Source organism: Pseudomonas sp. 5Ae-yellow, from assembly GCF_014077575.1.
Taxonomy (GTDB): Bacteria; Pseudomonadota; Gammaproteobacteria; order Pseudomonadales; family Pseudomonadaceae; genus Halopseudomonas; species Halopseudomonas neustonica.
Window position 1 is genome coordinate 176,522 of sequence record NZ_JACGWE010000003.1, and the last position, 13,864, is coordinate 190,385.

Annotated in this window: 11 protein-coding genes; 3 read left to right on the plus strand and 8 right to left on the minus strand. The window is 53.6% G+C overall.

Annotation, left to right across the window (positions count from 1 at the left end; all coding sequences use genetic code 11):
• Positions 1 to 121 precede the first annotated feature (121 nt).
• Together H4J77_RS03815 and H4J77_RS03820 are read left to right on the plus strand one after the other, a co-directional pair.
• On the plus strand, positions 122 to 955 hold the full coding sequence (locus tag H4J77_RS03815) for an alpha/beta hydrolase (protein WP_182247070.1): 834 nt from the start codon (positions 122 to 124) through the stop codon (positions 953 to 955).
• Positions 952 to 2,184, plus strand: coding sequence for a multidrug effflux MFS transporter (locus H4J77_RS03820; RefSeq protein WP_182247071.1), 1,233 nt, complete (start codon positions 952 to 954; stop codon positions 2,182 to 2,184). The genes H4J77_RS03815 and H4J77_RS03820 overlap by 4 nt, the downstream gene beginning before the upstream one ends.
• 62 nt (positions 2,185 to 2,246) lie before the next feature.
• Here the strand turns inward: H4J77_RS03820 and H4J77_RS03825 are convergent, their stop codons facing one another.
• The 5 genes from H4J77_RS03825 to H4J77_RS03840 form a co-directional block, all read right to left on the minus strand.
• Positions 2,247 to 3,305 carry a 3-deoxy-7-phosphoheptulonate synthase gene (locus H4J77_RS03825; RefSeq protein WP_182247073.1) on the minus strand — a complete coding sequence of 353 codons (1,059 nt, stop codon included), beginning with the start codon at positions 3,303 to 3,305 and terminating at the stop codon, positions 2,247 to 2,249.
• Positions 3,306 to 3,562: 257 nt separating this feature from the next.
• Complete coding sequence (locus H4J77_RS19895; protein WP_256671180.1) at positions 3,563 to 3,694, minus strand: hypothetical protein; 132 nt, start codon at positions 3,692 to 3,694, stop codon at positions 3,563 to 3,565.
• 148 nt (positions 3,695 to 3,842) lie between these two features.
• Positions 3,843 to 5,174, minus strand: a complete 1,332-nt coding sequence (locus H4J77_RS03830) for a DEAD/DEAH box helicase (protein WP_182247075.1) — start codon at positions 5,172 to 5,174, stop codon at positions 3,843 to 3,845.
• 156 nt (positions 5,175 to 5,330) lie between these two features.
• Positions 5,331 to 6,695, minus strand: coding sequence for a DUF1329 domain-containing protein (locus H4J77_RS03835; protein WP_182247088.1), 1,365 nt, complete (start codon positions 6,693 to 6,695; stop codon positions 5,331 to 5,333).
• A 33-nt stretch (positions 6,696 to 6,728) separates the two neighbouring features.
• Complete coding sequence (locus H4J77_RS03840) at positions 6,729 to 8,489, minus strand: DUF1302 domain-containing protein (RefSeq protein WP_123890225.1); 1,761 nt, start codon at positions 8,487 to 8,489, stop codon at positions 6,729 to 6,731.
• 268 nt (positions 8,490 to 8,757) lie between these two features.
• On the opposite strand from H4J77_RS03840, the gene H4J77_RS03845 reads away from it, so the two are divergent.
• Entirely contained in the window at positions 8,758 to 9,801 is a 1,044-nt protein-coding gene (locus H4J77_RS03845) for an AraC family transcriptional regulator (protein WP_158611281.1), read from the plus strand.
• A gap of 197 nt (positions 9,802 to 9,998) precedes the next feature.
• Here the strand turns inward: H4J77_RS03845 and H4J77_RS03850 are convergent, their stop codons facing one another.
• The 3 genes from H4J77_RS03850 to H4J77_RS03860 form a co-directional block, all read right to left on the minus strand.
• The gene (locus tag H4J77_RS03850; RefSeq protein WP_123890254.1) at positions 9,999 to 11,363 is read right to left on the minus strand and encodes a DUF1329 domain-containing protein; all 1,365 of its coding nucleotides are present in this window, start codon (positions 11,361 to 11,363) and stop codon (positions 9,999 to 10,001) included.
• 31 nt (positions 11,364 to 11,394) lie between these two features.
• Entirely contained in the window at positions 11,395 to 13,314 is a 1,920-nt protein-coding gene (locus tag H4J77_RS03855; protein WP_182247077.1) for a DUF1302 domain-containing protein, read from the minus strand.
• Between the two features lie 430 nt (positions 13,315 to 13,744).
• Positions 13,745 to 13,864, minus strand: a 120-nt coding sequence (locus H4J77_RS03860; RefSeq protein ID WP_182247079.1) for a transposase, incomplete at its 5' end; no start/stop codon positions are given.

A 13,864-nucleotide genomic window follows, 5' to 3' on the forward strand; every position in this document is an offset into this window, starting at 1 on the left:
TTTGTTTATATGATAGGCGACATTTTAATATTACAAGCATCATACAAGTCAACAGCGAGTTAACAGGTGGCCTCTTACCGACCCGCCATCACATCAAAACCAATATCAGGAAGCCTGCAAAATGAATCCACAAACCTCACCCATCTCGCAGCGCCAAAACTCAGCGGAAAATGCTTTTACGCAAGCCTGTATTGCTTTCAGCAGGCCACGTCGCATTGCCGCCAGTGAGGCAGAGACAGCGGCACTGGCAACAGCAACACGCACAACTCACGCGCATGAAGGTGAAGATATCGCCGTCTGGACTTGGGGCGAAGGCCCTCGCGTTCTTTTGGTACACGGGTGGGACAGCCGTGGCTCGCACCTGGCGGGCTTCATTCAGCCACTATTGCAAGCCGGCTTCTCCGTTACCCTGTTTGATATGCCAGCACACGGTGATTCCGCTGGCGAGCATGGCAGCGTAGTGCATTCAAGCCGAGCCCTGCTCTCACTAGCCACTGCCCTAGCCGACGTACAAGCGGTAATTGCGCACTCAATGGGCTCGGCGGCAGCCCTGATTGCCTTCTGCCAGGGACTGCAGGTACAAGCCAGCGTGCACCTTTGCGGCCCGAGCTCACTGTCCACCATGGTGAAACTGCAGGCTCGTGGCTATGGCCTGAATCCCCAGCAAACCCAGGCCTTTCACGCATGGGTAGAGCAATTCATCGGCCAGTCTACTCAGTCAGTAGACCTTGAAAGCCTGCTTGATGGCCTGCGCCACCCCGCGCTGATCATGCATGATCCTGAGGATAAAGTAGTCCCCTTCGCGGCTTCAATGGCTCTCAATCAGGCCTGGTCAGGGTCACAGCTGATAGAGACACACGCCTTGGGGCATCGCCGAATACTCACTGACGATGATGTGATCATCGGCACAGTCGCTCATCTTGCGCATAACGTTGCAACGGACCAACCAGCATGAGCGCACCTACACAGCGTCAACCGATTAATGTGTTGAGTAGCCAGGCTGCAGACCAGCCAGGCCTGTCGGTTTTAGTGCTACTCGCTAGCCTGGCTGCATTGGGTACACTCTCAACCAATATTATCCTGCCATCCTTCCCATCCATGGGCGCTGAGCTCGGTATATCTTCACGCGAGATGGGACTGACACTTTCCTATTTCTTTGTCGCCTTTGCCGTCGGGCAACTACTGGTTGGCCCGCTATCAGATCGTTACGGCCGCAAGTGGCTGGTCATTGGTGGCTTACTGATTTTTTCACTCGGCAGTTTGCTCTGCGCCTATGCGAGCAACCTTGAGACCTTACTTGCGGGGCGCGTGGTTCAGGCGCTGGGAGTCTGCGCGGCGTCAGTACTGTCTCGCGCCATAGCGCGCGATCTGTTCGAGGGCGAAACTCTGGCGCGTAGCCTGGCCCTGATCATGGTAGCAATGGCTGCCGCGCCCGGTTTTTCACCGCTGCTGGGCAGCGCCTCCGACAGCTATCTAGGTTGGCGAGCAACCTTTGGCATCGTTGGTTTAGTCGGAATACTGGTGGCTATCGGCTACGCCCGTACCCTTGGTGAAACCCATGCGCCAGAGCGACGCCAGTTAGTTACCGCAGCAGCCATCACCAGCCAGTACCTGCGGCTAATGGCTGACCCCCGCTTTGCGCGACCAGCACTGGCGGTAAGCCTTATTGTTGGCGGGCTCTATGCCTTTTTTGGCGCGGCACCTGCCGTACTCATGGTCGATATGGGGCTGAGTTCCGTTGAGCTTGGCTTGTTATTCGCGGGCACTGTTGTCGTGGTCTTCGCTTCCGGTCTGATGGCACCCAGGCTGGCGCACCGGTGGGGAGCAGAGCGCGTAGCAGTCAGTGGCATTGCGCTGGCACTGTTGGGTGGTACAGCTATTTATCTGGTGCAAGATCAACACAACCTGGTGACCTTCACTCTGGCACTCACGATTTTTCTCGCCGGCATGGGCGTAGTCAATCCACTGAGTACAGCCCTTACCCTGCAGCCCTTTGGCCAGCAGGCGGGCGCAGCATCGGCCCTACTGGGTTTTCTACAGATGAGCTGCGCAGCGCTTGGCACCTGGGCAGCCAGCGCGCTTCCCTTCACCGCTGCAGCGGCGATGGGCCTGGTATTGACGGTTTTTTCACTGCTGGCGCTGTTTATATTCGCTGTTGTCCGCAAAAAGACCGGCACCGGCTGAACCATCATGGCCGCTCATGCAGCTGAGACCTCAGGTCCCGGCTGCATGAACAGTGCACAATGTCAGCGCAGCCGCTGCGCGGCACTAAGCAGCGCATCTTCTGTAGCACTCCAGCCAAGGCAGCCATCGGTAATGGAAACGCCATAGCGCAGTTCCGGCGAAAGCGGCTGGCAACCATCAAACAAATGGCTCTCCAACATGATGCCTCGCAGACTATCCTGCCCGGCCAGGCGCTGACCAATGACCGCCTCCAATACCGCAGGCTGTTGCAGCGGGTTCTTGCCACTGTTTGCATGGCTGCAATCCACAATCAAGCCTGACTGAATACCCTGGCTGCGCAGCGTCGTCACGGCCGCCTGCACCGACTCCGGCTGATAATTCGGCCCACCGTGTCCACCACGCAACACCAGGTGCGTATCCGGATTCCCGTTAGCCTGTATAAGCGCTGGATGCCCATGATCATCCACACCAAAGTACTGATGTGCATGCGCGGCAGAGCGCATCGCATCACACGCAATAGTGAAACCACCATCAGTGCCGTTCTTGAAACCCACCGGCAAATCAAGCCCGCTAACCAGTTCGCGGTGAACCTGGGACTCACTGGTACGCGCGCCAATTGCCGCCCAGCTCAGCAGGTCATCCAGATACCCGGCAGCTAATGGCTGCAACAACTCGGTCGCTACTGGCAAGCCCAGCTCGGTAATGCCAAGCATCAAGCGGCGTGACAGCGCCAAACCTGAAGCCATATCGCCACTGCCATCGAGTTGCGGGTCGTACATCAGCCCCTTCCACCCTACGGTGGTACGCGGCTTCTCAACATAGGCCCGCATTACCAGCAGCATCTGATCGCCAACTCGGGATGCCAAATTGGCCAGACGCTCAGCATACTCGAGCGCGGCATCCGGATCGTGTAGCGAGCACGGGCCGGCAATCACCAGCAGCCTGGGGTCATCGCCCCGCATGATGGCGCGTATGGCTTCACGGCCATATTTTACCGTCGCTGAGGACTGGGCACTGGCCGGCATACGGGCACGTAATTGGGCGGGCGTTGGCAGAGGTTGAGCAGAGCGCGGGGCAGAGTTGGGCGCAACAGGGGTAAGAGCGGTAACAATGGCATTCATATACTGGATTCCTTATTCGCGCGGCCAGGCCGCTGCGATTCTATCTGAGTGTTCGATGATCTGATGTTCGCTGCGTCGCAGCTGCATAGCTGAGTGACCAGTAACTGCAGAAAAATCCATTAAAAGTACGGTAGCTATTCATCTATAAATCCTCTTGAAAACTGAAAAAAGCCAATAAAAAACCCCGATCGGGAAGCCGACCGGGGTTTTACTGTTTCTCTGGTGGCGACCCGTTTATAAAGGGCGCCTGTGGGGTATCAGGCGCGCCTATGGCTAAACCAATACCCAAAATAAAAGTTTTCCATCGCCATCGCCAACAACGCACGCGACGCCGCAACGCGAGTAGCGCTGACGATCGAAGCAATGCAGATGGAAGACAGGGATGACATAGAAATCTCCGTTTGATGAGCATAAATGTAGTCGATTGAGTACGGCCTTGGCAACCTGACACTCAAAAAAACCAATGACAGGGGCAGTTTTTATCGCTCAGCTACTTAGCCTACTACCCCGCCAGACCACTTCATTGCTCGCCCGGTATCACTTGCGTTTTGGCGGCGCCAGACCATCGGAGCTGGTGACAACCTGTCCCTCTGGAGGCCTGGAAGGACGCTTACCGGCCTTTGGCTTTTTCGGCCTGGACGACTTCTTCTTGTCATCCTTTTTCTTCTTGGCCCCTACCGGCTTGCCTGAAGACTTAACCTTCTTGGGCCCCTTAAAGCTACCCGGCACCTCTTTAAGAATTCGGCGCTCAAACTGACGACGCAAATAACGCTCGATACTGGACATCAGGTTCCACTCGTGTGGACTGATCAACGAGATAGCCAGACCGCTAGCACCAGCGCGCCCGGTGCGCCCAACACGGTGCAGATAATCATCGCCACTGCGGGGCATATCAAAGTTAATGACGCGATCCAGCTCGGTAATGTCCAAGCCACGTGCGGCCACATCAGTGGCAACCAGCACACCACTTTGCCCCTGCTTGAAACGCTCTACCGCCATATTGCGATCTTTCTGATCCTTTTCGCCATGCAGCACATAGACTCGCAAGTCCATAGCGCGTAGCACGCCATTCAAGCGATCCGCCGCCACACGGGTGTTGGTGAAAACGATGGTCTTGCCCTCGCCTTCGTTAACCAGGAGCCACTTGAGCATCGCCTCCTTGTGGGCACTGTCGTCCGCTGGCATCACCTGCTGCGCAATCGATGGCGTGTCATCTCGCACGCTGGTTAGCTCAAGAATCTCGGGCTCACGCAACACCGAGTCGATCATGCGCTGCAGGCCACGGTTGCCTTTTGTCGCAGAGTAAAGAGCTGTCTGTCGCCCCTCCGGACAGGCATTGGCTAGTGTGGTTACGTCTTCACTAAAGCCCATGTCCAGCATGCGGTCTGCTTCATCCAGAACCAGGGTTTGCACACTGCCAAGATCGAGGTTACCTGCAGAAAACTGCTCGAGTGCGCGGCCAGGTGTTGCTACCACGATATCCGGATTCTTGCGCAAGCGGGCCGCCTGAACCTTGAAGTCCTCGCCCCCAGTCACCAGCTCGGCCTTAAGGAAAGTGTATTTACCCAGAATATCAATATCCTTGACTACCTGCCGAGCCAACTCGCGAGTCGGCACCAGAATAAAGCCTCGTGGCGCCAAAGGTTTGGACTCATCGTGCAGTAATCGCTGCAGCAACGGCAAAACGAACGCAGCGGTTTTGCCACTGCCTGTCTGCGCAATGACATAAAGATCACTGCCCGCGATGGATGCAGGGATGGCAGCGCTCTGCACCTCAGTAGGCTGATCAAAGGACAGCTCTTCAAGCCCTTTAAGCAGACGTTCGTGAAGGTTGAGTTGGTTAAACGCGGTTTGGCTGGACAAGGGCATCACTCTGAAAAGGTCGGTATCAACAATTCCGATAGTCTAACAGATGTGCAGTCGAACGCCGGACGAAAGCAGGAAGGAAGGTAAAAAGCGCACAAAAAAAGGGGTATCCGAAGATACCCCTTAAAACCCAAACTTCTATCTAAGCAGCATCAGAGCTTAACGAATACCCGACGCACGCAGGGCAGCCGGTGTGAACTGATTGTAATTAGGCTCGTAATCAAAGTTAGGCGCGTACGACTCTTCGGTGAACATGCCCAGTGCGATGTAACGACCCGCCAACAGGTCATACAGGGTTTCGATCGAATAACCCGGAATCTGGTTGGCATAATTGAAGCCGATGTGACCTTCACCTACACGCCACAGAGTGCCGCGGCCATCGTAATGATCAGCCAGGTTGATCATCCAGGAGTCTTCGTCAACGAAGAAGTTACGCTGCGCATAAATATGACGCTGGCCTTCCTTCACGTTGCCTTGTACTTCCCACACGCGGTGCAGCTCGAAACGCGTGAAATCAGGATTGATATGGCCAGCCTGCAGAACGTCGCTATACTGCACGCCGCGTTCGGTCAGCTTGCCGCTGTTGTAAGGAACGTAGATTTCCTTTTTCCCGACCAGCTTCCAGTTGTAACGGTCAGGTGCACCGTTATACATGGCGAAGTTATCGGAAGTACGCATCCCGTCAGAGGCGGTACCTGGGCCGTCATAAGCAACCTGGGGAGCACGACGAACACGACGCTGACCTGCGTTGTAAACCCACGCCATGCGCGGCTCTTTCAGCTGATCCAGGGTATCGTGCACCAGCAGAACGTTACCGGCCAGACGGGCTGGCGCGTTCACGCGCTGCTTGAAGAACAGCAGAGTGTTCGGCATGGTCGAAGCATCGACATCCGACATGCGGTTCGGATAACCGACTTCCTCTTCCAGCTTGATCAGCGTGTAAGAACCGTTGGTCTGCGGAATTGCCTGCATGTAAAGGCGCTGCACGTTCAGACGATAGCGGGTGTTGTGGTTCCAGATCACTTCTACGCCCGATTGCGGAATCGGGAAGGCAAAGGTGCCGTGCGAGAAGTTCGAGATACCATCACCACCGTTCACCAGCTTGGCTTGACCAGCCGTTTGCTTGACCTGGTCATATACCTCCTGCGGGTAACCTACCGTACGCTCGGTCTTGAAGACGGGCATACGGAAGGTTTCCGGGTAACGCTCAAACATCGCAACTTGACCGGGGGTCAGGTTGTCTTTGTACTGCTGATAGTTCTGAGCATTGATGACGAACTCGGCCTGCTGGCCGGCCAGTGGATTTTCATAAAAGTTATCGCCCAGAGGCTTACCAGCATTAGTTGGCAAACCACCAGTCCACTCAGGAATGGTGCCGGCAGCATTGCCAGCCTTCTCTGCGCCAACTGGCGTCAGAGAAGTGCCCAACTGATCAATCTGGGCTTGGGTCAGGCTCTGCGCCATGACACCTGAAGCCAATAGGCTCAGAGCCAAACCGCCAGCACCCAACAGAGTTTTTTGCATACGCATATTATTGTTTCTCCTTAAAGCCCAATCTTAGAAGCTGACGCTGAAGTTAAGCGACGCGAAGTCACGGTCAACGTTGGTGTTGTACTTGCCGTCAAAGAAGTTGGTATAGCTGATACCAGCGCTATACTTGTTCGCATAATCAGCGTCCAGACCAATGCTGATTGATTTAGCATCTTCGTTGAAGTTAGGGCCATAACCCTCGACATCATGCGACCAAGCTAATGTTGGCTTCAAGTTCACACCGGCAAAGACGTTGCTGTAGTCCAGCGATGCACGTACACGGTAACCATAAGACCAGTCGGTGTAGAAGCCATCGTTTTCACACCAGCTGTTGGCGTTAGGCGATTGGTCGGCTGGATCAGGCGCAGCCTGAGAGGAACAGGTTCCGTCGGCGTAAGGGCTTTGACCGAATAAAGAATCCCGTCCGTACATTGTATCCCCAGCACTGGAACCAATACCGCCGATGTAGTTCACGCCCGCCTCACCAACCAGAGCCAAACGGCTGGCTCCCATGACGCGATCAATAAACTTAATTGCAGTGACCTGAGCTTGGTAAAACTCTTTACGGTCGTAACCTTGGATATAATCGCCAACGCCGTAAGTTTCGCCACGGTGAATATTGTCACCCGCCAAAGTCAAAGCAGTACGACTCATATCACCAGTATTCAGCTGCATTGGCATATTTGGTCTATAGCTGACTTCACCACCTAGAGATACACCAGAGATACTGGTTTGGAAGCTAACACCATACAAACGAATGTCTTCTGGGTACTCAAAAAAGTAGCCTGCTGGGCCAGTAGCGCCATCCAAGCCGACCGACGTACCGGCCCTGTTGGAGTAGATAGGCGCTCGACTGTGATAATTCATTGCATAAAAGCCGAATTCAGAGTCATTCAGCTCGGGAGCGAAGTAACGGAATGCGATACCAAACTGGCCATCATCTTTCGCTTCTTTGTTATGCTGTGATCGAACAATATACGTTCCAGGAATCTGCTCGCCCTGAGGAGCATCAGCAGGGCCGGCAAAATTCAGCCGGTCTACACAACCTTCAGCCAATGTATCAGCACCGAAGAAAGTACCGCAGTTATCAAGTGCATAAGGAGCCCACTTGAGCTGATAGAAGGCTTCCATACTCAGGTTTTCAGTCAGACCTTGCGAGAGATACAGCATCTCTACTGGCAACAGGCCTTCTTTTAACTCAGCACCTGGACGGCGCAGCGCGGCGACGTCGATTGGGTTAATGGAATTGATCGAGTTCTGAATAAAGGTAGACTCACCCCAACTAACAACCTGGCGGCCAAGGCGAATATTGCCCGGATTATTGCCAATAAAATAATTGTGGTACACGAACGCATCGAGCAAGGCTACGCCTGAAGACTGGACCAGCGGATTACGGCCAGAGTCGCTAATATCATAAAAGCGTTGGCTACCGTCTTTGGTTTCAAAATCGTACCAATACTTACCACGGATAAAAGCACCAGAGTCGCCATAACGCAGCTCTAAATCATGCACACCGCGGAAAATCTTGGAAAAAGCGTCGCCCGACTTATAGTTCAAGCGACCATCATCAGACGTACGTGCGGCTGCTTCCCCCCCATTCTTCGGTGATATAAAGCGCTTATCAGCGTCCTGAGTAGACCAGCTCGCACCCACAGAAATCTGCGAGTCCAACTGCCCCTCAACCTCACCCAGCGAGAATGTAACTGCGCTAGCAGACCCAGAGAAACTGGCCAGCCCGATTGCCAGTGGCAACGCGGCGAGCGACCAAGCATGCATTTTTTTTGTCATTGTGCTGCTCCGTTAGAATGAATCATGGATACCAGACGACCCGGAGGCCTCTAGCATCGAGGACAAGTCTGTCACGAGATAAAAAACCGAATTGGCCGATTAGGACGAGTTTATTGGCCGGTGGGGACATTCATGCAATGAATACCTACTGGTTTTGCCGTGGAATTATCCGTTGCATAATTTTGCATAATGCCCCTCGTTCCTCTATCTTTAAAGCAGGATTTAGATGTGCCTAATCACAATAATAAAATTGAGACGTCTCCTGCTTATGAATCCGGAACTCCATCCGCTACCGTCGGAGCGCGTTCACGAACGCGCCCTTTGGGCTCAGGGTATTGCTCAGAGCCTTGAGCACTACGACAAGAGCATCAAAGATCTACCCGCAGACCTGCGCGTGCATTGCAAGCAGGCAGACTTAAGCCTTACCCACATCAGCCAGACCGATATCAACCGTCTTTGGACGGCCGCAGCGCGCCTATCCAAGGACGACTGTTTCGGCTTGCGTATGGGACAACAGCACAACTGCAATACACTTTCTTTATTGTGCCTGGCCGCCGCCTCCAGTGAGACGCTGGGCGACGCCATTCAGCGAATCATTCGCTTTATGCCGGTCTTCAGCTCCCAGGTTCAGCTCTACTCGGTCGAGGACGATCAGTATCTAACACTCTACTTTCAGCCCAAGGGCGCGCCCCACCCCATGCATATGGAAGCACTTATGAGCCAGTGCAATCGTATTTGGGAAGCTTTGGGCATTGGCAAAGCATCACTGATGCTGGAAACCCGTCTTACCAGCGAGCACGACAAGAGCCGCTCGCTCTGCGAAGCTATTTTGGGTGGCACGGTTCGTTTAGGTTCAAAGCGCCAGTCGGTGCGCATCCATCGTCGACTACTGAGTTCACGCCTGCCTAATGCGGATGCTTTTCTGCGCAAGCGATTGGATAGCTCACTGGAAGACATGTTGAGCGATCTGCCGAACGTGGATTTTGCTGAACAGGTAAAGCAGCGCATCCGCGTGCTGGTGTCAGAACGCACCGTATCAGAGGAGCTGGTCTCGACTCCCTTCAACATGAGTCCACGGCACTTGCGCCGCAAACTCAGTGAAACCCAAACTACCTATGAAAAACTGCTGGACGAGGTTCGTATGGAACTCGCCGTGCGCCTGATAAAGGAAGGCAAACTGAACCTGGGACGCATAGCCTTTGAACTGGGCTTTCTTGACCCGAGCAGCTTTACACGTGCCTTTCGCCGCTGGACCGGCATGAGCCCCACTACCTTCCGCAGCCAATTCAATCAGGCAGCCTTACCTTCCTGACATCTATATAAGACTCAAGACAAAAACAAAGGGCGCACATGCGCCCTTTGTTTTTGTCTCTTTAGTTACCTGAAAGCATGGCCTGCATACTTGACCACAGCCTGAGCCGCTACAAAACCACCAAAAAGCCGAGCTAGCAGAGCAACAAAAAAGGGAGCCTTGCGGCTCCCTTTTCTTTACTACTACTCAGCTAAACCTTAACGGATGCCTGAAGAGCGCAGGGCCGCCGGGGTAAAGGAGTTGTAGTTCGGCTGGAAATCATACTGAGGCGCAGATTGCTCCTCGGTGTACATACCCAGCGCGATATAACGACCCGCCAACAGGTCATACAGGGTCTCGATCGCATAGCCTGGAATCTTCTGCTGGTAGTTAAAGCCGACGTGGCCTTCACCTACGCGCCACAGTGTGCCGCGACCATCGTAGTGATCGGCCAATGTGATCAACCAGGAGTCTTCATCAACAAAGAAGTTACGCTGCGCGTAGATATGGCGCTGGCCTGCCTTCACGTTGCCCTGTACTTCCCAAACGCGGTGCAACTCGAAACGCGTGTAGTCGGGGTTGATGTGGCCCGCCTGCAAAACGTCTTCGTATTTGACACCCGGCTCGCTCAGCTTGCCGCTGTTGTAAGGAATGTAGATTTCCTTCTTGCCAACCAACTCCCAGTCGTAACGGTCAGGAGCACCGTTGTACATGGCGAAGTTGTCAGACGTACGCATACCGTCAGACGCGGTACCTGGACCGTCGTAGGCAACCTGGGGAGCGCGACGAACGCGACGCTGACCAGCATTATAAACCCACGCCATGCGCGGCTCTTTCAACTGATCCAGGGTGTCGTGAACCAAGAGTACGTTACCGGCCAAACGAGCTGGCGCGTTCACGCGCTGTTTGAAGAACAGCAGGGTATTGGGCATGGTGGACTCGTCAATATCGTCCATCAGCTGCGGATAACCTGCCTCTTCTTCCATCTTGATCAGCGTGTAAGAACCGTTGGTTTGCGGCATAGCCTGCATGTACCATCGCTTGATGTTCACGCGGTAGCGCGTGTTGTGGTTCCACACCACTTCTGCACCCGACTTGGGAACCGGGAAGGCAAAGGTGCCGTGCGCGAAGTTGGAAATACCGTCGCCACCGTTAACCAGCCTGGCCTGACCGGCAGTCTGCTTGACCTGGTCATACACAGACTGTGGGTAGCCCACAGTACGCTGGGTCTGGTAAACCGGCATCTTGTAGGTTTCTGGATAGCGCTCAAACAAGGCAATCTGACCCGGGGTCAGGTTGTCCTTGTATTGCTGATAATTCTGCGCCGTAATCACGAACTCGGGCTGCTCGTTCCTGAACGGGTTTTCCAGAAAGTTGTTTTCCAGCTGTTTGCCAGCGTCAGTACCCAGACCACCAGTCCACTCAGGAATAGTACCCGCAGCATTACCGGCTTTCTCTGCGCCGATTGGCGTCAGTGTAGTGCCCAGTGAGTCGATTTCGGATTGGGTCAGGCTTTGTGCCATGACACCAGAGGCCAGAAGGCTCAAAGCCAAACCGCCTGCACCCAATAGAGTTTTTTGCATACGCATCTTATTATTTCTCCTGTGATCGGTCTTAGAAACTTACGCTGAAGCTGGCGGCCAAGAAGTCGCGATCAACGTTGGTGTTGTATTTACCGTCAAAGAAGTCGGTGTAGCTCAAGCTGGCAGCGTATTTGTTACCGTAGTCAGCATTGATGCCTACACTGATGGACTTGGCATCTTCGGTGAAGTTAGGGCCGTAACCCTCAACATCGTGGGTCCACGCCAGGTTCGGGCTCAGGTTGATGCCCGCGATGACGTTGTCGTAATCCAGCGAGGCTCGCATACGGTAGCCATAGGACCAGTCAGTGTAGAAACCGTCGTTTTCGCACCAGCTCGCCGCATTTGGAGAGCGCTCATCCACCTTTGTGCCTTCATTGGAAGCGCAACTTCCAGCACCAGTGGTCGCACCATCACCGTCTAAATAAGGGCTCTGACCAAACAAGGAGTCGCGACCAAATTTAACATCGCCAAGTCCACCGATGTAGTTGACACCCGCCTCACCAACCAATGCCAGACGGCTTGCGCCCATCACACGGTCAAAAAAGTTGATGACGGTGACTTGTGCTTGGTAGAACTCTTTACGCTGATAGCCTTGGATGTAGTCACCCGGCTGCACATTGCCAGCAAGATCACGGTGCGTGTTGTCACTGCCAGGTACTGTAACGTTACCCACACCGGAAACGGGAACGCCCGCCGCAACCAATGCGGTACGGCTCATGTCTCCAGTATTAATCTGCATCGGCATATTCGGACGGTAGCTAATCTCACCAGCTACTGAGGCGCTGCCAGCCATCGTCTGGAAGCTGACGCCGTACAAACGGATATCTTCTGGGTATTCAAAGAAGTAGCCTGCTGGGCCGTTCGCACCATCCAGGCCCGGTACTGTTTGGAGCGCAGAGCCGTAGATAGACGGGTCTAATTCACCCAAATCAACCAAAGCTTTTACCCCGGCTACTCTCCCCGCTACGCTGGAATAATAAGGTGAACGACTGTGATAGTTCATCGCATAGAAGCCGAACTCTGAATCGTTGAGCTCCGGAGCAAAATAACGGAATGCCACGCCAAACTGCCCATCATCCCTTGCTTCTTTGTCCTTGTAGGCGCGAGTAATATAGTTAGAAGCTCCAAGCGCAGACAACCCAGTAGTGGTAAGACGTGGATCACCCTGCGGATAGTCCACACCGACGGCAACCAATCGATCATTACACCCTGTAGCTACGGTATCAGAGCCAAAGAAGGTTCCGCAGTTATCAACTGCGTAGGGAGCCCATTTCAGTTGGTAGAAGGCTTCCATACTGAGGTTTTCCGTTAAACCCTGAGATAGATAAAGCATCTCAACAGGCAACAGACCTTCTTTGATCTCGGCACCCGGGCGACGCAGTGCAGCCACGTCAATCGGGTTAATAGAGTTGATCGAATTCTGAATAAAGGTGGACTCACCCCAACTCACAACCTGACGGCCCAGACGGATGTTGCCCGGGTTGTTGCCGATAAAGTAGTTGTGGTAAACAAAAGCATCCAACAGTGCGGTGCCAGCGCCCTTCACTAGAGGTGAGCGTCCGGAATCGTCGATATTGTAAAAGCGTTGGCTACCATCTTTAGTTTCGAAATCGTACCAGTACTTGCCACGGAAGAATGCGCCCGAATCGCCATAGCGCAATTCCAGGTCATGTACACCACGGAAGATCTTGGAGAAAACGTCTCCAGCGTCGTAGTTAAGACGGCCATCGTCCGACGTACGAGCAGCGGCTTCACCGCCATTGGAAAGGGAAACAAACCGTTTGTCGGCCCCTTGGGTGGACATGCTGGCCCCGATAGAGATCTGCGAGTCGAATTGACCCTCTACTTCACCGAGATAGAAATTAGCTGCGTTAGCAGAACCCGAAAAACTGGCTAGGCCGATTGCCAAGGGCAATGAGGCCAACGACCAGCAATGCATTTTTTTTGTCATTGTGCTGCTCCGTTTGGGTGACATGAAACCGTGTTTGAAAAGGACACGTTCAGGACAAACGCAGTCTGTCACGAGGCCGACACAAATAACCTGCCCATACCGGCCAATATATTTGTCCTAGCAGGACATTCATGAAATGAATCAGCACTATAGCTAGCAATAAAAAGACCTGAATCAGCCTCCAATCGCCAGAAAAAGAAGAAGCTCATCAACAACGACAGCTAGCCTTGCAGAGGCTCTGGAAAGCATGACCCGGATAAATAATGCAGAGTTTACAAAAAATTAAATAATTATCATCAAGATTTCCGCCCCAGCTGATACAAGCTCAGGTGACGGCCATCAAGGGCTAGGAGGGCTTCTCACATTACTTGTAACAAGATTCTGCTGTGCGAAACAAAATTTCAGGCTTTTACCCATTTTTTTTGGTTCATCACGTATGTCCGGGGAACGCGGCCTTGATCTTCAGGAAGAAGTAATCGGTGTCGCGGTACCCATAGGCCATGCGCTTGATCACTTTGATCTTATTGTTGATCCCCTCAAGCTGGCCGGT